Origin of the sequence: Cupriavidus sp. GA3-3 (genome assembly GCF_000389805.1) — a bacterium.
Taxonomy (GTDB): domain Bacteria; phylum Pseudomonadota; class Gammaproteobacteria; order Burkholderiales; family Burkholderiaceae; genus Cupriavidus; species Cupriavidus necator_D.
The window spans coordinates 26,429-51,237 of record NZ_KB944470.1; the positions used below are offsets into that span (position 1 = coordinate 26,429).

The window sequence follows — 24,809 nt, forward strand, 5'->3', positions numbered from 1 at the left end:
CCTGAGCGTGGAATGCCCGGCGTGTTCCCGCCGGTGCAAGGGGATAAGCGGGGGCCTAACGGCGCAAGCCGAGCAGGTCGCGTGCGATGACCCAGCGGTGCACCTCGCTGGGCCCTTCGTAGATGCGCATCAGACGGGTCTCGTTGGCCATCTGCTGCAGCGGCAGTTCCTTGGTCATGCCCATCGCGCCGAAGGTCTGCATGGCGTGGTCGATCACGTCCCACGCCATCTCGGTGGCGAATACCTTGATCATCGATACCTGCGTGAGGGCCTCGTCGCCGGCGTCGATGCGGCTGGCGGCTTCGTAGGTCATCAGGCGGCACGCGTGGATGCGCGTGGCGGCGTCGGCCACCCACCACTGGATCGCCTGGCGCTGCGCCAGCGGCGCGCCGAAGGTCTGGCGCTGCGGCGCGTACTCGCAGATCATGTCCAGCGCCCGCTGCGCCCGGCCGATGCACCACGCGGCCATCTGCACGCGGCGCGTGGACAGCCGCGCCTGCATCGGCGCAAAGCCCTGGCCCTCGGTGCCCAGCAGCTGCGAGGCGGGGATGCGGCAGTCTTCCAGCACCACCTCGTAAGTCGATGCGCCGCCGATCATCGGGATGCGGCGCTCCACCCGGAAGCCCGGCGTGCCGCGCTCGACGATAAAGGCCGAGATGCCGCCGCGCGCGCCCTTGGCCTTGTCGGTCACGGCCATGACGATGGTCCAGTCGGCGCGCGCCGCGCGGCTGATCCAGATCTTGCGCCCATTGAGCACCCAGTGCTCGCCGTCGCGTTCGGCGCGCGTGGTCATCATGGCGGGGTCGCCGCCGGCGCCCGGTTCGGAAATGGCGATGGCCGACACGGTCTCGCCGCGCGCGTAAGGGGCCAGGTAGCGCTCACGCTGGGCCTCGCTGGCGCTCAGCATCAGCATGCGCAGGTTGGGCGAGTCCGGCGGCAATTCGTAGGGCGTGATGGTCTTGCCCAGTTCTTCGTTGACACCCACCATGGCCACCGTGGGCAAGTCGGCGCCGCCCATCTCCGTGGGCGCATCCAGGCCCCACAGGCCCAGTTCGCGCGACATCGCGTCAAGCCGCGCATGCTCTTCCGGCAGCAGCGTCATCTGCCCGCCGGCGGCTTCGCGCGCCAGCACCGCGGGTTCCAGCGGGATCAGCTGCTCGCGCACAAAGCGCGCGACCAGGTCCTTGAGCATCCGGTTTTCGTCGTCCAGTTCAAAGTTCATGCCCTGTCTCCTGCTGATTCGTTATGGTTGGCTGACGCCTTGGGCGAGGCCCAGCTCCTGCAGGACTTCGGCGGTGTGTTCGCCCAGTCCCGGCGCATGGCGGCGCAGCGACAGCGGCGTGGCCGAGAAGCGCGCGGCGGGGCGCACTTCGCGCAGCGGGCCTTCGGTGGGGTGCTGCGTTTCCTGGAACAGGCCGACGGCGCGCAGGTGCGGGTGGTCGACCAGCGCGTCCAGGCCGTAGATCGGCGTGGCGGGGATGTCGAGCGACTCGAACAGCGCCATCCATTCATCGGTGGTGCGCGCCGGCGTCAACTCGGCCAGGTGACCGTACAGCGCGCGGATATTGGCGTTGCGCTGCGCGCGGTCGGCCACCTCGTAGCGCTCGGCCAGGTCGTCGCGGCCCACGGCGCGGAAGAAGGCTTGCCAGTGGCGCTCGGTGTAGGGCAGGGCGCAGATCCAGCCGTCGCGGGTCGGCGCGGGTCGGCGCCCGCCCTGCAGCAGGCGGGCGTAGCCGGCGCCTGTGGGTGCGGGCTCGAAGGTCAGGCCGCCCAGGTGCTCGGCCATCACGAACGCGGTCATGGTCTCCAGCATCGGCACCTCCACCGACTGGCCGACGCCGTGGCGCTCGCGGTACAGCAGGGCTGCCAGCACGGCGTTGGCCAGGGCGAGCCCGGTAGTCTTGTCGGCGATCAGGCTGGGCACGTACTCCGGGCGATCGCCGGTGGTGGAACCCAGCGCGACCAGCCCGCAGCCGGCCTGGATGATGTCGTCGAAGGCCGGCTTGTCGCGGTGCGGACCGTCCTGGCCGAAGCCGGTGGCCACGCAGTAGACGATGCGCGGATTGATGCGCGCCACTTCGGCATAGCCGAAGCCCAGCCGCTCGATCGCGGCTACGCGCATGTTGTGCACCAGCACGTCGGCGCTGGCGATCAGCCCGCGCAGCGCCTCGGCGCCCTCGGGGGTCTTCAGGTCGAGCACGACCGAGCGCTTGTTGCGGTTCAGCGCCAGGTAGATCGAGCTCATGCCGGCGTGCTGCGAGACGCCGTTGGCGCGCATCAGGTCGCCCTCGGGCCCTTCGATCTTGATCACGTCGGCGCCAAAGTCGGCCAGCACCTGCGTGGCCAGCGGCCCGAGCACGACCGCGGTGAGGTCGAGCACGCGGATGCCGTCCAGCGGGCCGGCCGGCGTGGCGCGGGTGTCTTGTTCGCTCATCGGGGCCACTCCTTCAACGGCGCTTGAAAACAGGGGCGCGGCGCGCGGCCATGGCGGCGACGCCCTCGCGGAAGTCTTCGCTGCGGAACTGTCCGTGCTGGATTGCCAGTTCGCGCTGGTTGATCTCGGCGATGCGGTCGGCCAGCCCTTCGCGCAGCATGGCGCGCGTGGATTCCACGGCCAGCGGGGCAGAGGCGGCGATCTCTTGCGCCAGGGCCATGGCGCGGGCATTGACCTGCGCCTTTTCCACCAGTTCATCGGCCAGGCCGATCTCGACCGCGTCGGTGCCGGTGATGCGCCGGCCGGTATAGAACAGCAGCGCGGCCTGCTGCTCGCCCACCAGCCGCGGCAGCGTCAGGCTCATGCCGAAACCGGGGTGAAAGCCCAGCCGGTTGAAGTTGGCGCTGAAGCGTGCCTCGGCGCAGGTCACGCGGAAGTCCGCCACCAGCGCCAGCCCCATGCCGGCGCCGATGGCGGCGCCTTCCACCGCGGCCACGATCGGCTTGCGGTTGCGGTAAAGCCTCATCGCATGCGCGTAGAAGCCGCCCGGGTCGTTGGCTATCGCGCCCTGGTCGGCGCCGCTGAAGTCGGCCCCGGCGCAGAAGGCGCTGACGCCGGACGCCAGCACGATGGCGCGGCAGTTCTCGTTGTCGTCCAGCGCCTGCAGGGTGTCGGCCAGGCGCCGCATGATGTCGGCATCGACAAAATTGTGCGGTGGGCGGGACAGGACGATGCGGGCGACGTGGCCTTCATGGGTGACCTGGATATTGGCGTCGGCTGACATGCGGGGCGTTCCTCTGTGGTGGATCGGCTCGGGGGCCGGGATGGACACAGTATTCGCGCCGCGCGGCCGTACCGCTATACTCTAATTTCACTAACTGAAATTATTGGCGATGCCGGACGCCGTGCTGCCAGAGCCCTCCACCCGCCGCGTCACGCACCAGACCGGCCGCTTTACCCGCGACACCGCGGGCAGCCAGTCGCTGGAGCGCGGGCTGGTGCTGCTGCGGGCCTTCCGTGTTGGCACCACCAGCCTGACCAATGCCGAGCTGGCGGTGCGCACCAGCCTGCCGCGCCCCACCGTCAGCCGGCTGACGCGCTCGCTGGTGGATGCCGGCTTCCTGCGCTATGACGTGAACGAACGCGCCTACCGGCTGGCGCCGGTGGTGCTGAGCCTGGCCGATGCCTTCCACCAGTCCAGCCGCGCGCCGGACATTGCCTTGCCGCTGATGCGCAAGGTGGCCGAGGCCGGCAAGGTCAACGTGGGGCTGGCCGTGGGCGACCAGCTGGAGATGGTGTACCTGGCGTCGATCCGGCACAGCCGCGACAGCGTGTCGCGCACGCGGCGCGTGGTGCCGGGAACCCGCGTGCCGATGGAGATGACGGCGATCGGGCTGTCATGGCTGGCGGCGCAGCCTGAGGGGGTGAGGGAGGACCTGCTGGCCGGCATCGCCGCGCGCCAGGGCGAGGACTGGATCAACATGCGGGCCAAGGTGCTGCGCGGCATCGCGCAGGCGCAGCGGCACGGCTATTGCACCGCGGCCTACCAGCCCGGGCACCTGCTGGCCGTGGGGGCCGCATTTTCCGGGCCGGACCAGCAGCTTTACGGGCTCAATATCAGCTTCCCGTTCAACGAGAGCGAGCGCAGCCGCGACAATGCCCGCTATGCGGCCCAGCTGGAGCGGCTGGTGGCGGACATCCAGGAGGCCTGGCGCCGCGCCGCCGGATAATCCGGGCTCAGTACACCGACGGCATGCCTGCGGGCCGGTTCTTGAAGCGCCGGTGGATCCAGTAATACTGCTCCGGCATGGTGGCGATCTGGGCTTCGAGGAAGGCGTTCATGCGGCGCGAATCTTCCTCGACGCTGCCCGAGGGGAAGCCTTCCAGCGGGTCGAATATGCGCAGCCGGTAGCCGCGGTAGTCGGGCAGCACTTCGGTGGTGAAGGGCACCACGCGCGCGCCGGTCATGCTGGCCAGGCGCGAGGCCGAGGTCAGCGTGCAGGCCGGCACGCCAAAGAACGGCACGAACACCGAATCGTTGATGCCGAAATCCATGTCCGACGCCAGCATTACCGGGCAGCCGGCGCGCAGCGTGCGCACCACCTGCTTGCCGCTGCCGCTGCGCGGGATCATCTCGGCGCCAAAGCGCCCGCGCTGCGTGCGCGAGATGTCTTCCAGCATCTGGCTGGACATCCTGGTGTACAGCGAGGCCACCGGGTGGCGCATCGAATAGAACATGCAGCCGGCCTCGATGCCGACGAAATGGAAGCCCATGAAGATGGTCGGATGCTCCGCGCACGAGGCCAGGTCGATGCGCGAGTCCAGTTCCACCAGCTTGCCCAGGCGCTCGGCGCTGCCGAACCACTGCACGCCGCGCTCCAGGTAGCTGCGCAGGACGTGGCCGAAGTGGTTCCGTGCCAGCTTGTCGCGCGTGTCTGCATCCATGTCCGGGAAGCACAGGGACAGGTTGGTATGGACAATGCGCCGGCGGCGGCTGGGGATGCGATACAGCAGCTTGCCGATCGCATCGCCCAGGCGTGCGGTGACACCGTACGGCAGGGCGGCGACGAGCTTGAAGACTGCGATGGTGAGCGCAGCCTGGAGCCGGTGTTTCATGTAGATCCTAGGAGCGGCAGCGGCGGCTCGGGCAAAGGCCCCGGGCAGGCGGCTGCGCGGCAATAATTCGGCGCCACTGGCTGGTGGCGAACGGGATGCACCCGAACGAACGGGAAGAGCGAGGGCCGGCCCCCGGCATATGCCCGGCGCCTGGCGCGGCACGGTGTGCGCGTCGGAGGCTGACAAAGCAAGGCGGGACGCCAGGGCGGCGCCCCCGGCACGGCGCGCGGGCCGAAGGGCGGCGTGGGTGCGCTATGCGTCGCTGCGCAGGCTTTCTCTGAAGGGCGCACTGTAGCACGATGGCAGCTGCCCGGCGATGACGGTTACTACCAGTAGCAAACAGGGGGAGATTATTGCAGCGCCTGGGATTCAGCGGAAATGCTCGGGCCGGGGCAGGGCATTTCCGACTGTGCCGGGGTGCGATCCGGGGAAGGGAAAATGGCGCTGAATAATACGCGCAGGCGGCGTCGTCACGCCTGCAATAATGACCGGCGGGATTATCGGGCAGGAATTGCTCAGGGTTTTTTCAATTCGCCCAGGTAGTAATTGACCTCGGCCAGCAGGGCGCGGTGGAATTCCGCCGGCAGGACATGGTCGTCGGTCAGCGACATCAACTGGTTGATGCGCTGGCGGAAGCGCTGCTCGGCGCTGGCGCGCGCCGCCGGCGGCAGGCCTGTGGTCAGCGAGCACAGCAGCTCGCGCATCACCAGCAGGCGCGCGCCATACTGGATCATGGCATCGCCTTGTGTCTTGAGGTTTTGCGCCAGCTGTTCCGGCATCGTCTTGCCCGGCTCGCCAGGCGCACCCGGAGCGGGAGATTCGGCGGTGTTGTGGTCATTGTTGTCGGGCGCGGCCGCGCCGGTCTTTTTTCCAAGCATGGTGATCCTGAACATGGGCGAGGCTCCCTGGTACAAGCGGGGCCGGCCTGAAACGCCGGCGGCCTGGATGGCAGTAGCACTCATCATGGAAGCCTGCCGTGCACCGGACAGTGCGGCGGCAGACACTGGGACGCCTTGCGCGGCGTCAGCCGGCCAACGCCGCCGGCGCGGGTTTGCGGCCCTTGCCTGCGCGCGCAGGCGGCAGGCACAGTCCGCAGACGTAGCGGTGGCGCGCATCGTCGGCCTGCACGACATACTCGCCCCGGCAGTCCCTGCAGCGCGCCAGCCGCAGCATGCCGCGCTCATAGAAGCGCACCAGCGTCCAGGCGCGGGTAAAGCTGAGCTGCGAGGCCTCGCCGGTGGCGCACAGCTGTTCGCGGTACATGCGGTAGCTGGACAAGACCGCGCGGATCCCGTCCAGGCTGCCGCGGCTGGTCATGAAGCGGTAGGCGCCAAGCAGCATCGAGGCATGGGCATTCGGGCGCCAGGAGACAAACCAGTCCGTGGAGAACGGCAGCATGCCCTTGGGCGGCGACACCCCGCACAGCTCCTTGTACAGCCGGATCAGGCGCACGCGTGGCAGAGACACTTCGGACTCCAGCACCTGCAGGCGGGCGCCCAGGCCGATCATCTCGATTGCCAGGCGGATCTGCTCAACATCCTGCAGCATGCTCTTGCCGGGACGCGGGGGCCTGGCGCGCGGAACCGGGGCCGGTGAGCCGGCCACAGCCGTGCCGGCGATATCGTGTGCATCCATTGTTCTCCTCCGATATATCGGGAATGGGCGCGGGCAAGCCGGTTGCTGATCCGGCTTGCCCGGGCCTGTCACCGATAATCATGACCCGGCGTGTCACCGTGCGCGGCACGGCTCCTCGCGGGTCCGGGGCTCAGGTTTCTCGTAGTCGAGGAGGATTTTTGGATCGATCGGGGCGTTATAACCATGACATGCATCAACAATCATATTTCCGCGATTATTGTGTGTCAGGTACGGCGCCTGGATTTAACCGTCCCCACCCTGGTGTAGGAGAAGTGCCCGCACGCTATCGGACTGACGCCGATTTCATTGGCAGGCCAATGGACTACGCTGCAAGAACACCAACGACGGAGCGACCCATGGCTGCGAACTTCCTGATCAGGCAGACGGCGCAAGGCTGGGAACTGGCGGTCGAAAGTGCCCGCAAGGGCCTGGTGCACTGCGAGGATCGCGAAATCGCCGTCAGTATCGGCATGGCTGTGGCCAGGCGGCGTGGCGTCGCGCTGATCGTGCAGGAGGAAGGGGGCGGCAATGACACCCCGAGCGGCATCACACCACTGGCTGCCTGAGAACAGGCCCGCCCCGCCCGATAGCGCGGTACGGCACCTGGCGTGCCATCAGAACACCCCAAGCCCCAATCCCGCTGCCAACCCCTCACCCAACTCCGCGCAACGCGCCAGGTCCCCGGCTTCGATCTGCTTGGGCGCAAGGATGCGCTCCGGTGTCTGCGCATGCGTACAGACGATCAGCCCCGGCGCCACGGCGTTGAGCCGCCAGCCGGTGGCGATGCGCTCGATCTGGCGCAGCGCATTCTGGCCATCGCTGCCGGCGCAGATCATGGTGGCGTAGGGGCGGCCGTTGATGCGGTCCAGCGCGGCGTAATAGCAGCGATCGAAGAAGTCCTTCATCATCCCTGCCATGGCGGCCAGGTTCTCCGGCGTGGCGAAGAGATAGCCGTCGGCGCCAAGGACATCGTCCGGGCCTGCCTCGGCAGCGGTCTTGAGTACGACCGTGATGCCGGGCTGCTGGCGGGCCGCGCCAGCGGCGGCCTCGGCCATCTGCCGGGTGCCTCCGGTCATGGTGTGATAGACGATCAGCAGCGTTTTCATGCTTGCGTGGGGGCGGTGTGCCGTACGCTGAAGACTGTATCACGCAGGCCGGCGACGACAGTTATCGTAGAATCCGGGGCAGCCATCCTGCGCGCCCGGCGCACGTGCCACCCCGTCATGCCGAAAGCCAAAGCCCCCGCTCTTGACCGCTCCGCCAGCGAGCAGGCCATCCAGTTGCTGGATGCCGCCACCGATCATGTTCTCGCCAATGGCCTGGGCGATCTGTCCTTGCGCAGCGTGGCGGATGCGCTCGGCACGAGCCACCGCATGCTGATCTACTACTTCGGCTCCGGGGATGGCTTCTGGCAGGCACTGTTGCATCGCATCCGCCATGCGGAGCAGGCCGCCCGCGAGCGCGTGATGGTGGAAGGCATGGCTCCCGAAGCCGCGATGGAAGCGGCGTGGGAGCGCTATTCCGCCCCAGGCTACCTGCCGATCATGCAGCTGATGTTCGAGATCTACGGCAAGGCCATCCGCGACCGCGAGCGCTTCAGCGGCTTTCTGGAAGACGTGGTCGGCAGCTGGACAACCACGTTGGCGACGCGCCTGCAGCGCGACCTCGGCCTCGGCGCTGCCGAGGCCGGGCTGCGCGCGCGCGTGGAACTTGCCACCATGCGCGGGCTGCTGCTGGACCTGGTCACCACGGGTGACCGCAAGGGCACGACGGCCGCGCTGAAGTACTTCGCCGCCAGGATGGCGGCGCTTCCCCAAACCGGCAAGTAACGGTTTTTTCCCCGGAAATCCGCGTAAACCCCGATTTTTCCCATTCGTGTACCATGTGGTACATTGCATCCCACGCCTTGCGAACGAGGCGAATCGTGGCAAACCAACAGGGTGCAATATGGATCGGCGACAACTACTGGCCTGGGTGGCCGGGACTGCGGTGGCGATGGCGCTGCCAGGGACCGGGCAGGCGCAAACCTTCCCTTCGAAGCCCGTACGGCTGGTGGTGCCGCAGGCCGGCGGCACCGGCAATGATGTGCTGGCGCGCGCGCTCGCGGAAAAGCTCAGCCGTGCCTGGAACCAGCCGGTGGTGGTGGAGAACAAGCCCGGGGCCAACGGGACGCTGGCGATCAGCTATGTGATCGGGCAGCCCGCCGATGGCTACACGCTGTTCTTCGCCGGCGTTTCCAACCTGAGCTTCAATCCCTTCCTGTATCCGAAGCTGCCCTATAACCCGGGTCGGGACCTGACTGGCGTGGCGATGCTCGCCAACTCGCCCTTTGTCTTTGTCGCGGCGCCGTCGCTCAAGGCTGATACGTTCCAGGATTTCGTGCGGATGGCCAAGGCTCGCCCCGGCGAGATCAGCTTCGCGTCGGGCGGCATCGGCAACTCCACCCACCTGGCGATGGAACTGGTCGCGCAACGCACCGGAGTCCGGCTGCAGCACGTGCCGTTCAATGGCAGCGGCGGCTCGACCAGCCTGATGAACGGGCAGACCCCGGTGATGATGAATGTGCTCGCGGGCGTGCAGCCTTACATCGCCGGCAAGAAGCTGATACCGCTGGCGGTCACCGGCGACAAGCGGCAGCCGGCCTTGCCCGCGGTGCCCACCTTCAAGGAGCTTGGCTATGACGTGCAGGTACCCGGGTGGTACGCGATCGTGGCCCGCACAGGCACGCCTGCAGGCGTTATCCGCAAGGTCAATGCCGACATCAACCAGATCCTGGACGACCCGCAGTTCCAGGAGAAGCTTGCCTTCCAGTTCCTGGATGCAATCAAGGGGCCGCCGTCCGAGGTGGAGCGCTATATGAAGCGCGACGCCGATACCTGGGGCCCGATCATCCGCAACCTTGCCATTTCTCTCTGAGGACCGCTGCCATGGCACATCTCACCAAGGCCGTACAAGGCTATCGCCTGGCGGCGATGCACAGGCTGATGGACAAGCTGCGCGTCGATGCGCTGGTGTTCGGCACGCCTGACTTCTTCCAGTACGCGACCAATTTCCAGCTCGATGTCTGGCCGTGGGAGCGCCCGGTGTTCGTGGTGGTGCCGCGCAATGGCGACACCTTCGCGGTCATGAACGAGCTGTCGACCAACCATATGCGCTTTGCGACCGGGAAGGGCTCGGTCTGGCTTGCCGATGTCACCTACTACGCCGAGCATCCCCGTGTCTCGAATCGCCTGCCGCTGCCTGCGCAGCTGCCGGAAGTGGTTGCCGCGCTGCTGGGGGCCAGGGGGCTCGGCATGTCGCGGATTGCGGTCGACGTCCAGCATCCGATCCTGGCCGGTGCGCAGCGCTGCCTGCCTGAACTCACGCTGCGGCCCGCCATGGCGGAGATGCGCAGCCTGCGCTGGGTCAAGCATGCGGAGGAGCTGCAGGTCATGCGCGAGCTAGGTGCGCTGACGGACTGGGTGCAGGATCGCTACCGCGAGAACTTCCGGCCAGGCCGGCTGGTGCAGGAGCTTGACCACGCCATGGCGGCGCTGATGTCGGAGGAGGCGGCGCGGCGCTTTCCGGGCGAGGACTTCGACATCCTCAAATGCTGGACGCTGACCGGGCCAGCTTCGGCATCGCCGCATGGCGATGGCGCCGGATGCGGCGCACGGATTTCCGCCGGCGACACCATCGTCAACCTGGTGCTGCCGCGCCTGAACGGGCTGTATGTCGAGAATGAGCGCACCTGGTTTTGCGGCCGGCCCGGCGACGAGCAGGCGCGGTTCTACCAGGTTGCGGCAAAGGCCACCGACGCTGCCGTTGCCGCGGCGGTGGTCGGCAAGCGCGTCTGCGACATGGATGCGGCCGCGCAGGCTGTGATCGAGCAGGCCGGCTGCGGGGACTATGTCTTTCATCGCACCGGCCACGCGGTCGGTCTGATGCTGCATGAATACCCGGAGGACATGGCCTTCAATACCCGCCCGCTGCTTGCGGGAGAGGTGTATTCGGCGGAGCCGGGCCTCTATGTCTACGGCCTTGGCGGCTTCCGGCTGGACGATACCGTGGTGGTTGGCGACCAGCCGGAGGTCATCATCAAGACGCCGAAGACGCTGGAATACGCAACCGTGGACTAGGCGCCCGCCGCGTAGCTCAGTCGAGTGTCACCCCCGTATCCGCCGTCAGCTTGAGCACCACCGGCAGGTACGCCTTGTACGCCGCCTCTGCCTGTGCCGGGGTATTGCCGAGCGGTTCCGCGCCCATGTCCACGATGCGCCGCTGCATGTCGGCGCTGGCGACCAGGCTGGCGGTCTCGCGGCCCAGGCGGTCGATGATGTCCTGCGGCGTCTTCGCGGGCGCCATCAGCGTGATCGGGCCGGTCAGCCGGAACGGTTCGTCGGCGTAGCCGGCCTCGGCGAAGGTCGGCACGTCTGGCAGGCCCTGTGCGCGGCGCGTGCCGGTGACAGCGAGGGGCCGCAGCTTGCCGGTGGCGAAGTGTTGCTTGAGCGCGGTCACGGAGCCCACCGTCACGTTGACCTGGCCGGCGAGCAGGTCGGTCACCATGGGTCCTTCGCCGCGGTAGGGCACATGCAGCATGTCAGCCTGGTACTGCCTGGCGATGTAGGTCTGGATCGTATGCGGCTGCGTGCCCGCGCCCCACGACCCCATGCGCAGCTTGCCCGGCGATGCCTTGGCATAGGCCAGCAGTTCGGCAACGGTCTTGGCCGGCACGCTGCTGTTGACCGCCAGCACGGTGCGCGCGGTGGCGATGTCGGAGATCGGGCGCAGCTCAGTGCGCGGATCGTAGGGCAGCTTCTTGTACAGCGCCAGGTTGGACGTGATCGGGCCGGGAATGGTCATCAGCAGCGTATAGCCGTCAGGCGCCGACTTGGCGACGTAGTCGGTGCCGATGATGCCGCCGGCACCGCCCTTGTTCTCCACCACCACCGTCTTGCCGAGCTGGCGCGACAGGCCATCGCCGATGGTGCGCGCCAGCGTGTCGGTCAGCCCGCCCGGCGGGTAGGCGACGATCAGGTGGATGGGCTTGGCCGGGTAGGCGCCCTGTGCGCCGGCCGGGGCGGGCGCGGCGGCCAGGGCCAGCACGGTGAGCAGGGGCAGGGCGGCTTGCAGCAGCGGGCCGCGCAGCAGGTGGGCAGCGGTCGTCATGATGGCGTTGTCTCCTTGGGATGGATGGTCCGTGTTGCCCTACGTCGAAGGGGAAGTCTCACTCCAGCTTGATGCCGCGCGCCTTGATCAGCTTGCCCCATTTGCCGATCTCCTGGTCGATGAAGGCGGAAAACGCGCTGCCCGGCTCTGGCTGCGGCTCGAGCCCCAGCCCCAGCAGCTTCTTGCGGATCTCGGCATCGGCCAGCACGGCCGATGCCTCGCGGTTCAGGCGCTCGGAGACGGCGGGCGGCGTGCCGGCCGGCGCGACCAGGCCGAACCAGCCGTAGCCGACCATGCCCGGGTAACCCTGCTCGGCAAAGGTGGGCGCATCCGGATAGACCGGCGAACGCTGTTCCGAGGCCACTGCCAGCACGCGCAGCTTGCCGGCCTTGATAAAGGGCAGCGCCGAGGTGATGGCGGTCAGGGTGGCGTCCGCGCGGCCGGCCAGCAGTTCGGTATAGGCGGTGGCGTCGCCGCGGTAATGGACATTCAGCAGCTGGAACTTGCCGACCTGCCCGAATAGCTCGGCGGTCAGGTGCGGGCCGGAGCCTGCGCCCGGGGAGGCCAGCGTCACGCCATCCGGCTTGTCCCGGGCCATGCGCACGAAGTCGGGCACGGTGCGAGCCGGCGAGCTGGCATTGACGATCAGGAAGACCGGGCCCAGCACGCGCGGTCCCACCGGCACGAAGTCCTTGTGGACGTCGTAGCGCTGGGCGATGCCTGCCGCGGTATTGATGGCGAAGGGCGCGGCAGCCCACAGCAGCGTGTAGCCGTCCGGCGCGGCACGGGCCACCTGCTCGGTGGCCAGGCGCGTGCCGGCGCCAGGCTTGTTCTCCACCACCACCTGTTGGCCCAGCTTGTGGCCAAGTGCCTCGGCAAGGATGCGGGCAGAGATGTCATTGGAGCCGCCGGCGCCATATGGCGACACCAGCTTGACCGGCCGCGACGGATACGTTTGCGCCTGCGCCGGGCTGGCCAGGCACAGCATCGCCAGGCCGGCCGTCAGCACGGCCCGGGCGAAGATTGAGGTCCGATTCATGATGCTTCCTTCATGCGGCGGATGGGTGGATAGCGGAAGCTGCGTTCCAGGTGCGTGGCGCCGGGCACGTAGAGGCGCAACGCTACATAGAACGGCTCAGCGGGGGCCGGCAGCCAGTTGCCGGCGAGGGCGTTCTCCGTAGGTGGCTGCGCGCCCAGCACGATGCACAGGCTGCCATCGGGCGCCGGGCGCAGGGCCGGCGAGCGGTCGCCCAGCGAGTAGCGCTGCAGGGGGTTCTCGACCAGCATGCAGTCCGATTTACGGTACATGGTCAGCGACCAGAATGCGCCCACTTGGGGTAGTCCTTGCCGGGGAAACACCAGTTCATACTGGCGCCTGCCGTCCAGCGGCAAGCCGTCGCCATCGCAATCGGCCATCAGGTACATGGCTTCCTCAACGCCCAGCGCACCGATGTAGTTGCGCGCCACTTCGGCGCGCAGAGCGTAGTGGGTGCCGAACGAGGTGCGGATTTCCACCGGCAGGAACCAGCCGCCGCCCAGCGCGGAGACCCTGGGCGCGGCCAGTTCCGCGTCGACCTGCGTCAGCGCGGTGGCCAGCGCCGCGCGCTGTGCCCCGGTCAGCGGCGCGTTGCTGCCGATGCCGGCCGGGGCAAAGCTGCGGACCAGTTCCGCTTCGGCCGCGGGTGGCGGGTTCTCGCGCAGCATGCGGGTGACGACGGCGGCGTAGCGGTCGGGATCGGCCGGCCGCTCGCCGGCTTGCATGCCAGCATCGAACACGGTTGCTGCGCTGGTGCCGTCTGGCCGGCGCAGGCGGATGCCGCCCTGCAGGGCATGTGCACCCGGCAAATCGGCTTCGCCATCGGCCAGGATGCGGCCGATGATCCAGACCGCGTTGGTGGGGCAGGGCAGCGGCGTTGCGCCGGCCGGCACCTCGCCCCGCCAGGCTGGCCCATGCAGCAGCCAGGTGCCGCCTTGCGTGCCGGTGGTGCGGGTGCCGATATAGCCGAACGGGTTGGTATAGGCGTCGAGCAGGCCTAGCACGTAGTAGCGGCCGTGGCAGTCGGGCACGTCGAGCAGCAGCGGGCCGCCGGACAGGTCGAGCCACGCGTTGGTGTAGAGCGTGTCGTTGTTCGGCGTGACGACCTGCCGGTGCTGCGGGCCGAGCAGCGTGCGCACGTGCGTGACCGTGTTGATCCAGCGCAGCGTTGTGTCGGGCCCGTCGCCGGCAAAGACCCCGGCGCCATCGCGCCGCGGGCAGGTGGCGGCGCGCATGCGCGCCATCTCGTACAGCGGCAGCGTGTAGCGCACCGCGTCGCACGCCAGCGTGCCGAGCAGGTTGTCGTGGTGTTCCATGGCGCGCTCCATCAGGCAATGCGCCGCAAGGGCGGGATCACGTAGCCGCCGGCCATGAAGCCATCGGTCGGGTGGTAGAGCCGCAGGATCAGGTAGAACGGGCCGTCCGGTGCCGGCAGCCAGTTGTCCTGCGCCTGCGTGGGGCGCTGGTGCGAGATGGTCAGCGTGAGGCCACCGTCGACATCGTATTGCAGACCGGGACTGCGGTCGCCCAGCGCATAGCGCCCGATGGCGTTGTCGGTGAAGAAGCGGTCGGCGCCGTAGAGCGAGACCGACCAGAACGCCTGCGCCGGCGGCAGGTGTCCCGCGGGGAAGTGCAGGGCGTAGGCGTGGCGGCCGTGCAGCAGTTCGCCGTCGGCGTCGTAGTCGGCAGCGGCATAGACGGCCTCGTCGGCGCGCAGTGCGCCCAGGCCCTTCATCGCGGTGACCGCGCGCTGCATCCAGTCGTCGCCATAGCGGCCCAGCAGCAGGCTGTAGGTCCAGCTCTTGCGCGCATGGCTGCGGGTGTTGGCTTCGATCAGGGCCATGCCTTCGTGCCAGGCGCGGACCAGGCCCTGTTGCACCGCAGGCCGCAGCGCGCCCACATCGACGGCGTCGCCGGCGCGGATGCCGCATTTGCGCAGTAGCGACAGCAGGCCGGCGGCGGAAGGCTCGGCGGGATACTCGCGCAGGGCGTTGAAGATGTTGGCGAAGAAGTCCAGCGCGGGCTCGCCGCCCTCCTGCCAGTCGCGCACGCAGGCGGGCTGCATCCTGGCGCCGCCGGACAGGTAGAAGCCGTTCTCGAAGGCGCTCGCCGCCGGCAGATCGTCGGCACCCGTCACCAGCACGCGGCCCAGCAGCCAGACCAGTGCGGTGGGGCAGCGCACCACGTGGTCGCCTTCGGCCTGCTGCCCGGGGCCGGCCAGCACGATGTCGGCGCCGGCCGCGGGAACGTTGCGCGGGCCCAGGTTCTCGAAGTTGTTGGTCCAGGCGTCCAGCAGCTCCACCACGTAATAGCGGCTGGCGTCCGGCAGCGCCGGCACGTGCAGCGTGACCGGGCCGTCGGCCAGGTTGACCCAGGCGCAGAAGTAGAGCAGGTCATTGGCCGGGGTGACGATGTCGCGGTCCTTGTGTGTCCACTGGTGGGTGCTGGCCGACAGCACGTTGACGGGGGCACGGCCGTAGCCGGTGGCCTGGGCTACGGAGGTCTGCAGCCGGCAGGTGCGCAGGCTTTCAAACAGCGGATAGGTGGCGAGCACCAGCGGCAACGCCGCCGCGGCGGTGAGGGCTTCCTGGGGCGTGTCGATGGGTGCGCCGGCAAGGAAGGGCGCAGCGGGTTGGTTCATGGCGTTGTCTCCGTCGGGTTTTGCTTTACTCGTTGATGCCGTCCCCGGCATGCAGCGTGACCACGGCATCGGCCGCGACCACGCCCTGGGCGGTGACGATCAGCGGATTGATCTCCAGCGTGTCCAGCCGCGGCCCGAGTGCGGCGGCGGCCTGCGACACGCGCACCAGCACTTCGGCCACGGCATCGGCGTCGACCGCGGGATGGCCGCGATGGCCGCACAGCAGCGCTTCGGCTCGGCTTGCGCGCAGCATGGTGCAGGCGCGGGCATGGGTCAGCGGGGCCAGGCCGAACGCGGTCTGCCGGAAGATCTCAACTGCCGTGCCGCCGATGCCGGCCAGCGCTACCAGCCCGAAGACCGGGTCACGCCGCACGCCCACCATCAGCTCGCCCCAGCCGCGCACCATGCCGGCGACCAGCGCGCCCTCGAAGCGCGCCGGGCTGCCGTGGTTGGTAGCGGCGGCCTGCACCTGCGCAAACGCCGCACGCACCGCCTGCGCATCGGCCACGTTCAGCACCACGCCGCCTACGTCGCTCTTGTGCAGGATGTCGGGCGAACACAGCTTGACGGCAACCGGGTAGCCGATGCCTTCGGCGATGCGCACGGCCTCGTCGGCATCGCGCGCCAGTCCGTGGGGTGCGGTGGGGATGCCGCAGGCGTTGAGCCACTGCATGGCTTCGAACTCGGACAGCGACGTAGTGTCGCGCGGAAGGTCCGGCGCAGCCAGGGCCGCGGCAGCTACGGCGGGCTTCGCATGTGCTGCCGCTGCCTGCGCGGCGGCGCGGGCCAGCACGGCCACGGCCTGCACCGCTTGGGCGGGTTCGCGGAAGACCAGCGCGCCGCGCGCTTCGAGCCAGCGGCGCTTTTCGTCATCGACCAGCCCGCTGAACAGCAGCGGCGCCGCGGTGCCGCTGCTGTTCAGGGTCTCGACAGCATCCTGCAGGCCAGGCCAGATGCGCGGCGCACCAACGCCGCCCGCCAGGAAGGCGACGACACTGCCGTAGTCGGGGCTTTGCGCCGCGGCGGCAATCGCGTCCAGCAGCACTTCCGGCTGCGCCACGATCTGCCCGGTGACATCGATGGGATTGGCGGTGCTAGCAAAGGGGATGGCGCTGCGCAGCGCAGTGGCCGCGGCTTCCGGCATGGGCGGCAGGGGCAGGTCCAGCGCCTCGGCCTGGTCGGCCATCATGATGCCGACGCCGCCCGAAACCGTGACCAATGCGACCGGCGTGACGGCGCTTTCCGGCTCTTTCGCCGAGGGCTGCCAGCGCGTCGGCCGACGCCCGCGCGAGAGCACGTAGCCCAGCCGGAAGAAGTCATCCAGCGTATGGGCGCGGAATACGCCGTACTCGTCGAAGACCGCCTGGTAGACGGCGTCCTCGCCGGCCAGGCTGGCCGTGTGCGATTGCGCGGAGCGGGCCCCGGCCTCGGTGGTGCCGACCTTGGTCACCACCACTGGCTTGCCCGCGGCACGCGCCGCCGCCAGCGCGCGGCGCAGGCGGGTGCCGTCGCGGCAGCCTTCCAGGTAGGCCAGGATCACGCGGGTGGCGTCGTCGTGCGCCAGCCATTCGATCACGTCGGCCACGTGCAGGCCGGCTTCGTTGCCGGTGGTGACCCAGTGACTCAGCCCCAGCGATGCCTCGCGCGCCAGCCCAAAGGCATAGGCGCCGAAGGCGCCGCTCTGGCTGACCAGCCCGACTTCGCCCAGCGGCGGCAGCCCGCTCAGCGGCATCGGCGAGAAAGTGGCAAAGACGCGCTCGCGCAGGTTCATCGCACCCAGGCAGTTGGGCCCCAGCAGCGTGATGCCGTGCGCTTGCGCGAGTGCCGCCAGTTCCGCCTGCATGGCGATGCCGTCGCCGCCGGTTTCAGCAAAGCCCGAAGTGAAGAACACCGCGGCGCGCGTGCCGTTGCGCGCCAGCTGGCGCATGGTGTCCAGGCTGGCACTGACCGGCAGCGCCACGATGGCGAGGTCGGCCGGTGTGTCCAGCGCATCCAGCGAGGGCACCGCAGCCAGCCCCTGTACTTCGCGCGCCGTGGCATGCACGGGAATGATGCGGCCGGCGTAGCCCAGTTCGCTCAGCAGCCGCACCGGCATGCCGCCCACCTTGTCGGGCTGGGTGGAGGCGCCGATCACGGCGATGGTGCGCGGCTGCAACAGGGCGCAGAGGTCTGGCATCGCTTGTCTCCGTATGCGTGCGCCATGACTTCCAAGACGGCGCCGCGAATCTTGTCATTGGTGTGTCCGAGCATGTTGTCATGACATGTTATGATGAGTCAATGTTGTTATGATAAGTAGAAGCCCGCATCGGACATGCCGTGAACACCGCCAATCTCGTGACAACAAGCTCCCTGCCTCGCTTCAAGCAGATCGAAGGCGCGCTGCGCCAGCGCATCGTCAACAACGAATGGACTCCGGGCATCAAGCTGCCGTCTGAGTCTGAGCTGATGGCTGAATTCGGCGTCAGCCGCATCACCGTGCGCCAGTCGCTGGCATCGCTGCTTGCCGAAGGGCTGATCGAGACGGTGCACGGCAAGGGCAGCTTTGTCAGCCGTCCGGCGGGGCAGGCGGACCTGGGGCCGTTGACTGGCTTTTTCGACTACATGCGCGCGCGCGGGCACGAAGCGCACGGCAAGCTGCTGTCGACGCGGCTGATCGCGGCGCCGGCCATCGCCACCGATGCGCTGCGCCTGCCGCCGGGAACCAGGCTGCTGTGCGTGACCATGCTCAAGTCAGTGGCCGGCGTGCCGGTGGCGGTCGGCATGACGATGGCGCCCGAACCGCTGATGCGCGCGATTCTGGAGCACGACCTGGAAAACCACGATGCCCTGATGATCGTGGAGGCCCGCCTGGGTTATCGCCTCAAGTACCTGCACACGGAGAGCGCAGCAATCCCTGCCAATGCCGAAACCGCGCGCCGGCTCAAGGTGGCGCCGGGCGAGCCGCTGCTGCGCATCCGGTTCACGCCGCACGACATCGACGAGAAGCCGCTGGCCTTCTCCGAATTCATGTTTCGTGGCGACAAGTTCACCTACAAAGCCTGCGTGCGGCGCTAGCGTCGCCTGGCAGTGGCGCCGGGGGAACTTTTGTGCCGGTGCCGTGGCCTGAACGGCATCGGCGCTGGCGTTAGAATGTGGCGCCCAGTTCTGCCCCAGCCCAGGAGTCCAAGATGCTTTCGCCGCTTTTCCCGCGTTCCCTGTCCACCGCGCTGGTGATGGCGTTGTCGGTCACGTGCGCGTCGGCGGCGCTGGCCGCGGGGCAGGATGAAGCGCCAAAGCCGCGCGGCAAGGACGAGGCCCCGGAGGCCCCGGTCGCCTGCATGAAGGCGGTCAAGGCAGCGCTGCCCAATCCCGCCAGCTTCAAGTGGGTCAGCGGCAAGGCCCGCAAGGTGGCCGAAGACGCCTACAGCGTGGTGGCCGACGTCGAATACCTGGCGCAGGACGGCGCCGTGCGCAAGGCCAAGGTCCAGTGCGACGTGCTGCGCGCCCCGGGTAACCAGTTCGTGGTGCCCAAGGTCAGGCTGCCGCAGCACTAGGTCCCGGCAGGCCAGCGCGGCACAGCAAATCCCAGGTAAAAGTGGACGCTGTCCATTTCATTTGCTAGGCTATGTGTACGGCATCCACAAACATCTGTGGGTGCAATCCAAGGAGACCGCGAATGAAGACCGAAGCGCAGAAGGAGCACCGCTGGCTGCAACGGCTGGTGGGCAACTGGATCGCCGAAGGCGAGGCATCGATGGGGCCGGACCAGCCGGTGCAGAAGTGGGAGATTCCCGAGCGCGTGAGCAGCGTCGGCGACGTCTGGGTCCAGTGCGTGACGCAGGGCGACATGCCCGGCTGCGGCCCGTCCACCACGGTCATGACGCTGGGCTACGATCCCGCCCGCAAGCATTTCGTCGGGACCTTCATCGGCTCGATGATGACGCACCTGTGGATCTATGAAGGCGACCTCGATGCCGGCGGCCAGCAACTGACGCTGCGTGCCGAGGGGCCGGATTGCTCCGGCAATGGCCGCATGGCGCAGTACCGCGACGTGATCACCTTCACCGACGACGACCACCGCACGCTGACGTCCTACATGCTGGGCGAGAACGGCGAGTGGACCCAGTTCATGAACGCCAGCTATCGCCGCCAGCGTTAAGCCTGGCGGCGCTGGGCCGCGAGCCGTGCCAGCCGGCCGCGCGGGCCGGGCGGATCGTCGTGCGGGTGCGCGGCGCTGCCCCCGGCATGGCGCCGGCGCCGGCGGCGGAGCACCAGCAGCAGCGACGCCGGCACCAGCAGCACCAGCGCCAGCAAGGCGAACGTGAACAGGCCCGGATCGCGCGCCGCGGCGGCGACCCGGTTCACCAGGCAGGCAGCGACCACGATGCCGGGCAGCATGCCCAGCGCGGTGCCGACCAGGCAGTCGCGCAGGCCGATGCGCGATGCGCCGATCACCAGGTTGACCAGCGCGAACGGTGCAATCGGCACCAGCCGCAGCACCACCATCGCCACCAGTCCGTGCTTGCCCAACTGCTGGCTGACCCGGTTCAGCCGTCTGCCGCCAAAGCGGCGCACAGTATTGCGCCCCAGCAAGCGGCCGGCCAGGTAGCCTGCGCCGGTGCTCAGCACGGTGCCGCACAGCGCCAGCGCGGCGCCGTAGAGCGGGCCGAATATGACCACGGTCAGCAGGATCAGCAGCGTCACCGGCAGCATTGTCACCGCGCCGGCCAGGTAGACGCCCATCATCGCCAGCGGTGCCAGCGGCATCTCGTCCAGCTGCTCGACCACGCCGAGCAGCGCGCGGAAGTCCGCCCATTCGCGCAGCGGCGTATGGCGCCATGCAAATGCCAGCCCCGCCAGCATCAGCGCCAGCACCACCATCATCCCGACGCGCCCGAGCACGCGCGGGCGTGCCTCATGGCTGACGAACTCGGCCAGCACCTGGTCGCTGTCGATCGGCTCGATCGGGTCCAGCAGGTTGGCCGCCGGCGAAGCGGCATCGACATCGTCCGGCAACGGCGGCTCGTAGGCTTCCAGCGAGCGCCCGTCCGCGCGCTGCAGGTTGCGGATGGCCGCAAGCACGCTGCGGGTGGCGGCGACCTCGGCCTGGAAGGTTTCAGGTGCCACATCCAGGTGCTCGCCCAGCAGCCGTGCGCGCATGGCGGCAATGGCCGCCTGCACGCGCGGGTCGCCGCCCGACATCACCACCACATTGCACTCGGTATCCAGCCCCAGCGAGCGGTTGCTGAGGTTGGACGAGCCGATGGTGATGAGGTCGTCGTCGATCACCGTGACCTTGCTATGCACATTGACACATTCGGGCATCAGGCCGGGAATCGACGGGCAGTACAGGCAGAAGCGTTCGTGCGTGTCGGCCGCGCGCAGGCGGCGGTACAGGCGAGCGCGCAGCACGCCCATGCTGTGCGCTTCCAGCCAGCCGCTCTCGTTGCGTCTCGACACCAGCACGATATCGGGGCCGTCCTCGTGCCCCAGCCGTGCCTCCAGCGCGTTGGCGATCTCGCGCGAGCTGAAGTACTGGTTCTCCATGTAGATGCTGTGCCGGGCCGAGGCGATGGCATCGTGCAGCAGCATGCGGATCTCGCTGACACCGGGCTCGTCCTCGCACATGGGCATGGTGCGGGCGATGGCGACGCGCACATCGGTCAGCTCCGGCGCCAGGCCTGGCGGCCACGGGTCTGACGAGGTGGCCGCAACCGGGCGCGGCTCGCTGCCGCTGGCGCGCAGCCAGCGCGCCGCGCACAGGGTGCCCAGCGCCGCGGCGGCGGGGCCGTCGAGCGCGCACTGCACGTCATGGAAGGGCGGGTAGGGCTTGCCTTCGGCCATGCGCAACGGCGCGCCGGGGGCATGGCGGTTGTCGTCCCAGCGGCGCAGCGTCAGGTCCAGCCCGCCGACAAAGGCGAGCTTGTTGTCGATCACTACTACCTTCTGGTGGTGCGAGGCGCCCGGGGGATGGTTGCCATCAAGCCGGAACGCCAGGTGCCGGTGCGCCTGCCAGTGCGCGCTGGCCGACGGCAGCCACTCGCGCTCCATCGCCATCACCATGGCGTAGTCCCAGCTCAGGATATAGATGCGCAGCTCAGGGCGCTGGTCCGCCAGCGCGCACAGGAAGTCGCGCAGGCCCACCGGCAGGCCGTCCTGTGCGCCCTGCGGCACCAGTTCCATGCGGCTGTCGATATCCCATCCCAGGATGAAGATGGTGTGCTCGGCGCGCGGCAGCGCTTCGCGCAACGCGCGGAAGTAGGCGTCGGCGTCGACCAGCATGGCAAAGCGCTGGCAGGGCTCGACGCGCCAGCAGTTGCGCCCCGGCTCCGGCGTAAAGGCGGCCGGGGCCTGGTGATCATGCGGAGGGCCAGTGGCGGGAGACGCGGTGGAGCCGGGCGGGTTGTGTTGCCTCATGTCGCACGCTTCGGGGAGGTTCAGCCAGAAACGTCGCGCAAGTTCCGTACCGGTGCGCCAAGCGGGGTGGTCCAGGCGTGCAGGCAATGCCCCAGGGGATAAGGGCGAGCCGTGGGCGGCTCAGGCGCGTGTGCGCTTTACCTGCCCTTTGTAAGAACGGCATGCCGGCGCGGGCGGGTCGGAAGACCTCGGCATGCGGCGAAGACGCTACGACGGATGGCCGCGCCGCAGCGCCGTGGGGCGCGCAATGCCCCAGACATCCAGTAGCGGCTCGAAATGCGGTTTGCTTTCGCGCGGTGCCGGCGCCACGCGGCGCGGCGGCGGCAAAGGCCGGCCGGTCAGCACTAGCGGGGTATCGGCCTCTGCCGGCCATTCAGGCTCGCCGGCGTAGGCCACTACGCCCATCTGGCGGGCGGACTTCAGCGCGCGCGTCAGTTCCGCGGCGTTCAGGCGGCTGGCGGCGGCAAGCTGGTGCCGGGGCATGGGCCCCTTGGCACGCAGGCTGGAAATCAACGCCATCACGCATTCCCGGGTGGTTCGATTCATTTCGCTGCGTCAGGAAAAAGGGTACAGCGGTGGGCTCGCCAATCGAGCCTGCCGCGTACGGTACCCATTCTTTCGCAGGGGTCATATCCTTGCCAACCGGATATGACACTTGTTCACATTTCCTAGCGCAGAGAGAGGAATCGTCCCTAGGCTAATGCCGCGTTTCCGGGTCGCCGGTCGGAAATCTGCGATCCGCGCGGTCGCGCGGGGTCAGCATCGTGCCATGCCGGCGCCACTTGCGCGCGTGCCTGGCATGGATGTCTTCGGCAAGTTCGTGCAGTTCGGCAACCCTGGCGTCGATCGGGTCGGGATAGATGTCCAGCGGGCGATACCTGAGGAACAGGCGCATGGGGGTCTCGGTTGGTCCTGGATAATGGCGTGCTGCCTTGATTCCAGTATCGGTGACAGACCCGTAGCTTTCACGAGCGCAGACGTAACACATTGATTTCATTCAATGTGTTTCCCGCAATGGATTGTTGTGGCCCGCGTTCGCCGCGGGCCCGGGGGATGCAGGGGGAACCGGCGGTTGACGGTGGCCGGGGTGGTCAGTAGCCGACGCGGGCGGTGCCGCGTGCGTCCCGGCAATAGATCTTGCGTTCGCGCACCAGGCCATCGCGGCCGTGGATGCACAACGGCAGGCCATCCGCGCGCGCGCGCATCCAGCCGGCCGCGATCGCGGCTTCCTGGGTCGGGAAATGCAGCGCGGTGTCGTCGCCACCGTTCTCCAGGCCTTCGATGGTGAGTGCCCATCCGCCGTCGCCGGCGTATTCGGCGTTGTCGGTTGCGGCGGGAAGCACGTGGATGCTGCGTGACGTCATGGTGTTCTCCGGAGGGCGTGGGCTGGCATTTGATTTTTAAGCGACGGCGCCGCCGCGGGTATCCGTCGATGTCCTACAAGCGCGCACGCGGTGACGGCCGGTCGCGCCGTCGGCTGACATCCCGGTAGGACGAAAGCCGACTTTTTGCGCTGCGGTGCGTTGCTACGATCCAATTGCCGGTCGGGCAAGCGGCTGCCCGGTCCCAAGCCATTCCGATCCACTCCATCCTGGCGGCGCATGTCGCATCCACACGAAGCAAGGAGATCGTCATGAGAAAGCTATTTGCACTGTTTGCCCTCGCTGGCGTGATGCTGGTCACGGGTTGCAATACCATGGCCGGCGCAGGCAAGGATATCGAGCGCGGCGGCGAGAAGGTACAAGGCGCGGCGGAAAGCACCAAGCAGAAGATGTAAGTCCCGCTGCCTGCCGCCCTGGCATTGCTACGGCCCGCGTCTGGTGACGCGGGCCGTTGTCTTTGTCACGGCGAATTCAATGTGCGGCCGCCGCCGGCGCCTGCGCCGCATCGATGTGGTTGCGGCGCCAGCTGGCGGGCGGCAGGCCGAACTCGCGCTTGAACGCGCGGCTGAACGCGGCCTCGGAATCGTAGCCGACCGCGCCCGCGACCTCGCTGATGGAACGGTTGCCGCTGCGCAGTTCGGCGGCCGCGGAGCGCAGCCGCCAGTGCGCCAGGTACTGCATCGGTGGCTGCCCCAGCAGGTCGGTAAAGCGCTGCGCCAGCGCCGAGCGCGACAGGCCCACGTTGCCCGCCAGCTCATCGACCGTCCACGGGTAGGCGGGCCGCGCGTGCATGCGCGACAGCGCCCGCCCCACATAGCGGTCGCGCAGGGCGGCAAGCCAGCCGCTTTCATTGTCAGGCAGGGTGTCGATGCAGCGCCGCACTGCCTGCACGAACAGCAGCTCAGACAGCTTGGCCAGCACCGTGGCGGTGCCCGCACGCGGTTCCGCCGCTTCAGACGTGGCAAAGGCCAGCGCCGACGCCAGCCATGCCGATTCCAGCCCGCTGCCCAGCCCCACCTTGAACAGCCGCGGCAGCGACGTCAGCAAGGGGTTGCCCATGGTGTCGTCGAACCCCAGGAAGCCGCACACCATGCGCGTGGTCTCGCCGCCGCCGCCGTAGGAAACGCGCATGACCTCGCCCGGACTGTTGCGCAGCATGTCGTACACCAGCGGAGCGGACGGCAGCGGCTGCAGACGCAGGTCGCTGCCCAGCACGTGCGGCTCGCCCTGCGGCACCACCAGCAGTTCGCCGGTGTCGACCCGCAGGCCCGGGCCGGTGCCGTCGACCAGGCGCGCCCAGCAGACGCCTTCGGTAATCAGGTGGTAGGAGACGACGCGGTCGGCGCGGGGCAGGAAGGCGGCGCGCAATTCAGCATCCGCTTCACTGATCAGGCACCACGGCGACTTGAACTCGCCGTTCAGGAACACGGCACCGCTGAGCTGCACGGCGCGCAAGAGGTCGGACAAGGCATCCATGGTCACATTCCTCCAGATCCGGTGTTTCGCGCAAGAAAGCCGGAC

26 protein-coding genes are annotated in these 24,809 nt (G+C 68.5%); 9 read left to right on the forward strand and 17 right to left on the reverse strand.

What is annotated here, in order from left to right:
* Positions 1-55: 55 nt before the first annotated feature.
* Genes C265_RS09180 through C265_RS09190 form a run of 3 tightly spaced genes read right to left on the reverse strand, consistent with a single transcriptional unit; the run spans position 56 to position 3,218 of the window.
* Complete coding sequence (locus C265_RS09180; RefSeq protein ID WP_010809631.1) at positions 56-1,222, reverse strand: acyl-CoA dehydrogenase family protein; 1,167 nt, start codon at positions 1,220-1,222, stop codon at positions 56-58.
* 21 nt (positions 1,223-1,243) lie between these two features.
* Positions 1,244-2,434 (reverse strand): CaiB/BaiF CoA-transferase family protein, encoded by a 1,191-nt coding sequence (locus C265_RS09185; protein ID WP_010809632.1) that lies wholly within the window; start codon positions 2,432-2,434, stop codon positions 1,244-1,246.
* 13 nt (positions 2,435-2,447) lie between these two features.
* Positions 2,448-3,218 carry an enoyl-CoA hydratase/isomerase family protein gene (locus C265_RS09190; protein WP_010809633.1) on the reverse strand — a complete coding sequence of 257 codons (771 nt, stop codon included), beginning with the start codon at positions 3,216-3,218 and terminating at the stop codon, positions 2,448-2,450.
* A gap of 109 nt (positions 3,219-3,327) precedes the next feature.
* On the opposite strand from C265_RS09190, the gene C265_RS09195 reads away from it, so the two are divergent.
* On the forward strand, positions 3,328-4,164 hold the full coding sequence (locus C265_RS09195) for an IclR family transcriptional regulator (RefSeq protein WP_010809634.1): 837 nt from the start codon (positions 3,328-3,330) through the stop codon (positions 4,162-4,164).
* A gap of 7 nt (positions 4,165-4,171) precedes the next feature.
* Here the strand turns inward: C265_RS09195 and C265_RS09200 are convergent, their stop codons facing one another.
* From C265_RS09200 to flhC, 3 genes are all read right to left on the reverse strand, one after another.
* Complete coding sequence (locus tag C265_RS09200) at positions 4,172-5,050, reverse strand: lipid A biosynthesis lauroyl acyltransferase (protein ID WP_010809635.1); 879 nt, start codon at positions 5,048-5,050, stop codon at positions 4,172-4,174.
* A gap of 515 nt (positions 5,051-5,565) precedes the next feature.
* Positions 5,566-5,943, reverse strand: coding sequence for a hypothetical protein (locus C265_RS09205; RefSeq protein ID WP_010809636.1), 378 nt, complete (start codon positions 5,941-5,943; stop codon positions 5,566-5,568).
* Between the two features lie 130 nt (positions 5,944-6,073).
* Positions 6,074-6,685 carry a flagellar transcriptional regulator FlhC gene (gene flhC / locus C265_RS09210; protein WP_010809637.1) on the reverse strand — a complete coding sequence of 204 codons (612 nt, stop codon included), beginning with the start codon at positions 6,683-6,685 and terminating at the stop codon, positions 6,074-6,076.
* A gap of 356 nt (positions 6,686-7,041) precedes the next feature.
* On the opposite strand from flhC, the gene C265_RS09215 reads away from it, so the two are divergent.
* Positions 7,042-7,251 (forward strand): hypothetical protein, encoded by a 210-nt coding sequence (locus C265_RS09215; protein ID WP_010809638.1) that lies wholly within the window; start codon positions 7,042-7,044, stop codon positions 7,249-7,251.
* 48 nt (positions 7,252-7,299) lie between these two features.
* Here the strand turns inward: C265_RS09215 and C265_RS09220 are convergent, their stop codons facing one another.
* Positions 7,300-7,791, reverse strand: coding sequence for a flavodoxin family protein (locus C265_RS09220; protein ID WP_010809639.1), 492 nt, complete (start codon positions 7,789-7,791; stop codon positions 7,300-7,302).
* A 117-nt stretch (positions 7,792-7,908) separates the two neighbouring features.
* Here C265_RS09220 and C265_RS09225 point away from each other — a divergent pair, with 117 nt between their 5' ends.
* From C265_RS09225 to C265_RS09235, 3 genes are all read left to right on the forward strand, one after another.
* Complete coding sequence (locus C265_RS09225; RefSeq protein WP_011616890.1) at positions 7,909-8,514, forward strand: TetR/AcrR family transcriptional regulator; 606 nt, start codon at positions 7,909-7,911, stop codon at positions 8,512-8,514.
* A gap of 118 nt (positions 8,515-8,632) precedes the next feature.
* On the forward strand, positions 8,633-9,601 hold the full coding sequence (locus C265_RS09230) for a tripartite tricarboxylate transporter substrate binding protein (protein WP_037023981.1): 969 nt from the start codon (positions 8,633-8,635) through the stop codon (positions 9,599-9,601).
* 11 nt (positions 9,602-9,612) lie between these two features.
* Positions 9,613-10,803, forward strand: a complete 1,191-nt coding sequence (locus tag C265_RS09235) for a Xaa-Pro peptidase family protein (RefSeq protein ID WP_010809642.1) — start codon at positions 9,613-9,615, stop codon at positions 10,801-10,803.
* 16 nt (positions 10,804-10,819) lie between these two features.
* On the opposite strand, the gene C265_RS09240 is transcribed toward C265_RS09235, so the two are convergent.
* The 5 genes from C265_RS09240 to C265_RS09260 are packed head-to-tail and all read right to left on the reverse strand — an operon-like array spanning position 10,820 to position 17,686.
* Positions 10,820-11,833 (reverse strand): tripartite tricarboxylate transporter substrate binding protein, encoded by a 1,014-nt coding sequence (locus C265_RS09240; RefSeq protein ID WP_010809643.1) that lies wholly within the window; start codon positions 11,831-11,833, stop codon positions 10,820-10,822.
* Between the two features lie 58 nt (positions 11,834-11,891).
* The gene (locus C265_RS09245) at positions 11,892-12,872 is read right to left on the reverse strand and encodes a tripartite tricarboxylate transporter substrate binding protein (RefSeq protein ID WP_010809644.1); all 981 of its coding nucleotides are present in this window, start codon (positions 12,870-12,872) and stop codon (positions 11,892-11,894) included.
* Positions 12,869-14,185: a DUF1254 domain-containing protein gene (locus C265_RS09250; protein ID WP_010809645.1), complete on the reverse strand. Its 1,317-nt coding sequence runs from the start codon at positions 14,183-14,185 to the stop codon at positions 12,869-12,871. The genes C265_RS09245 and C265_RS09250 overlap by 4 nt, the downstream gene beginning before the upstream one ends.
* Before the next feature lie 11 nt (positions 14,186-14,196).
* Complete coding sequence (locus C265_RS09255; RefSeq protein ID WP_010809646.1) at positions 14,197-15,510, reverse strand: DUF1254 domain-containing protein; 1,314 nt, start codon at positions 15,508-15,510, stop codon at positions 14,197-14,199.
* Between the two features lie 25 nt (positions 15,511-15,535).
* Positions 15,536-17,686, reverse strand: coding sequence for an acetate--CoA ligase family protein (locus tag C265_RS09260; RefSeq protein ID WP_010809647.1), 2,151 nt, complete (start codon positions 17,684-17,686; stop codon positions 15,536-15,538).
* Positions 17,687-17,826: 140 nt separating this feature from the next.
* Between C265_RS09260 and C265_RS09265 the strand changes: the two genes are divergently transcribed.
* From C265_RS09265 to C265_RS09275, 3 genes are all read left to right on the forward strand, one after another.
* Entirely contained in the window at positions 17,827-18,564 is a 738-nt protein-coding gene (locus C265_RS09265) for a GntR family transcriptional regulator (RefSeq protein WP_010809648.1), read from the forward strand.
* A 113-nt stretch (positions 18,565-18,677) separates the two neighbouring features.
* The gene (locus tag C265_RS09270; protein WP_010809649.1) at positions 18,678-19,043 is read left to right on the forward strand and encodes a DUF2880 domain-containing protein; all 366 of its coding nucleotides are present in this window, start codon (positions 18,678-18,680) and stop codon (positions 19,041-19,043) included.
* Positions 19,044-19,165: 122 nt separating this feature from the next.
* Positions 19,166-19,648 carry a DUF1579 domain-containing protein gene (locus C265_RS09275; protein ID WP_010809650.1) on the forward strand — a complete coding sequence of 161 codons (483 nt, stop codon included), beginning with the start codon at positions 19,166-19,168 and terminating at the stop codon, positions 19,646-19,648.
* Here C265_RS09275 and C265_RS09280 read toward each other — a convergent pair.
* The 4 genes from C265_RS09280 to C265_RS09295 all read right to left on the reverse strand — a co-directional run bounded on the left by C265_RS09280 (position 19,645) and on the right by C265_RS09295 (position 23,270).
* Positions 19,645-21,906, reverse strand: a complete 2,262-nt coding sequence (locus tag C265_RS09280) for a VTT domain-containing protein (protein ID WP_037023982.1) — start codon at positions 21,904-21,906, stop codon at positions 19,645-19,647. The genes C265_RS09275 and C265_RS09280 overlap by 4 nt on opposite strands.
* Positions 21,907-22,113: 207 nt before the next feature.
* Complete coding sequence (locus tag C265_RS09285; protein ID WP_246840188.1) at positions 22,114-22,452, reverse strand: hypothetical protein; 339 nt, start codon at positions 22,450-22,452, stop codon at positions 22,114-22,116.
* A 151-nt stretch (positions 22,453-22,603) separates the two neighbouring features.
* Positions 22,604-22,801 carry a hypothetical protein gene (locus C265_RS09290; protein ID WP_010809653.1) on the reverse strand — a complete coding sequence of 66 codons (198 nt, stop codon included), beginning with the start codon at positions 22,799-22,801 and terminating at the stop codon, positions 22,604-22,606.
* 196 nt (positions 22,802-22,997) lie between these two features.
* Entirely contained in the window at positions 22,998-23,270 is a 273-nt protein-coding gene (locus tag C265_RS09295; protein WP_010809654.1) for a DUF2188 domain-containing protein, read from the reverse strand.
* A gap of 269 nt (positions 23,271-23,539) precedes the next feature.
* Between C265_RS09295 and C265_RS09300 the strand changes: the two genes are divergently transcribed.
* Positions 23,540-23,683, forward strand: coding sequence for an entericidin A/B family lipoprotein (locus C265_RS09300; RefSeq protein WP_010809655.1), 144 nt, complete (start codon positions 23,540-23,542; stop codon positions 23,681-23,683).
* A gap of 76 nt (positions 23,684-23,759) precedes the next feature.
* On the opposite strand, the gene C265_RS09305 is transcribed toward C265_RS09300, so the two are convergent.
* Positions 23,760-24,764, reverse strand: a complete 1,005-nt coding sequence (locus C265_RS09305) for an AraC family transcriptional regulator (protein ID WP_010809656.1) — start codon at positions 24,762-24,764, stop codon at positions 23,760-23,762.
* Between the last annotated feature and the right edge of the window lie 45 nt (positions 24,765-24,809).

Bases quoted from the DNA above. Each gene is read 5' to 3' on its own strand.
- C265_RS09180 (WP_010809631.1), bottom strand. From the start codon at position 1,222: ATGAACTTTGAACTGGACGACGAAAACCGGATGCTCAAGGACCTGGTC.
- C265_RS09185 (WP_010809632.1), bottom strand. From the start codon at position 2,434: ATGAGCGAACAAGACACCCGCGCCACGCCGGCCGGCCCGCTGGACGGC.
- C265_RS09190 (WP_010809633.1), bottom strand. From the start codon at position 3,218: ATGTCAGCCGACGCCAATATCCAGGTCACCCATGAAGGCCACGTCGCC.
- C265_RS09195 (WP_010809634.1), top strand. From the start codon at position 3,328: ATGCCGGACGCCGTGCTGCCAGAGCCCTCCACCCGCCGCGTCACGCAC.
- C265_RS09200 (WP_010809635.1), bottom strand. From the start codon at position 5,050: ATGAAACACCGGCTCCAGGCTGCGCTCACCATCGCAGTCTTCAAGCTC.
- C265_RS09205 (WP_010809636.1), bottom strand. From the start codon at position 5,943: ATGTTCAGGATCACCATGCTTGGAAAAAAGACCGGCGCGGCCGCGCCC.
- flhC (WP_010809637.1), bottom strand. From the start codon at position 6,685: ATGGATGCACACGATATCGCCGGCACGGCTGTGGCCGGCTCACCGGCC.
- C265_RS09215 (WP_010809638.1), top strand. From the start codon at position 7,042: ATGGCTGCGAACTTCCTGATCAGGCAGACGGCGCAAGGCTGGGAACTG.
- C265_RS09220 (WP_010809639.1), bottom strand. From the start codon at position 7,791: ATGAAAACGCTGCTGATCGTCTATCACACCATGACCGGAGGCACCCGG.
- C265_RS09225 (WP_011616890.1), top strand. From the start codon at position 7,909: ATGCCGAAAGCCAAAGCCCCCGCTCTTGACCGCTCCGCCAGCGAGCAG.
- C265_RS09230 (WP_037023981.1), top strand. From the start codon at position 8,633: ATGGATCGGCGACAACTACTGGCCTGGGTGGCCGGGACTGCGGTGGCG.
- C265_RS09235 (WP_010809642.1), top strand. From the start codon at position 9,613: ATGGCACATCTCACCAAGGCCGTACAAGGCTATCGCCTGGCGGCGATG.
- C265_RS09240 (WP_010809643.1), bottom strand. From the start codon at position 11,833: ATGACGACCGCTGCCCACCTGCTGCGCGGCCCGCTGCTGCAAGCCGCC.
- C265_RS09245 (WP_010809644.1), bottom strand. From the start codon at position 12,872: ATGAATCGGACCTCAATCTTCGCCCGGGCCGTGCTGACGGCCGGCCTG.
- C265_RS09250 (WP_010809645.1), bottom strand. From the start codon at position 14,185: ATGGAACACCACGACAACCTGCTCGGCACGCTGGCGTGCGACGCGGTG.
- C265_RS09255 (WP_010809646.1), bottom strand. From the start codon at position 15,510: ATGAACCAACCCGCTGCGCCCTTCCTTGCCGGCGCACCCATCGACACG.
- C265_RS09260 (WP_010809647.1), bottom strand. From the start codon at position 17,686: ATGCCAGACCTCTGCGCCCTGTTGCAGCCGCGCACCATCGCCGTGATC.
- C265_RS09270 (WP_010809649.1), top strand. From the start codon at position 18,678: ATGCTTTCGCCGCTTTTCCCGCGTTCCCTGTCCACCGCGCTGGTGATG.
- C265_RS09275 (WP_010809650.1), top strand. From the start codon at position 19,166: ATGAAGACCGAAGCGCAGAAGGAGCACCGCTGGCTGCAACGGCTGGTG.
- C265_RS09280 (WP_037023982.1), bottom strand. From the start codon at position 21,906: ATGAGGCAACACAACCCGCCCGGCTCCACCGCGTCTCCCGCCACTGGC.
- C265_RS09285 (WP_246840188.1), bottom strand. From the start codon at position 22,452: ATGAATCGAACCACCCGGGAATGCGTGATGGCGTTGATTTCCAGCCTG.
- C265_RS09290 (WP_010809653.1), bottom strand. From the start codon at position 22,801: ATGCGCCTGTTCCTCAGGTATCGCCCGCTGGACATCTATCCCGACCCG.
- C265_RS09295 (WP_010809654.1), bottom strand. From the start codon at position 23,270: ATGACGTCACGCAGCATCCACGTGCTTCCCGCCGCAACCGACAACGCC.
- C265_RS09300 (WP_010809655.1), top strand. From the start codon at position 23,540: ATGAGAAAGCTATTTGCACTGTTTGCCCTCGCTGGCGTGATGCTGGTC.
- C265_RS09305 (WP_010809656.1), bottom strand. From the start codon at position 24,764: ATGGATGCCTTGTCCGACCTCTTGCGCGCCGTGCAGCTCAGCGGTGCC.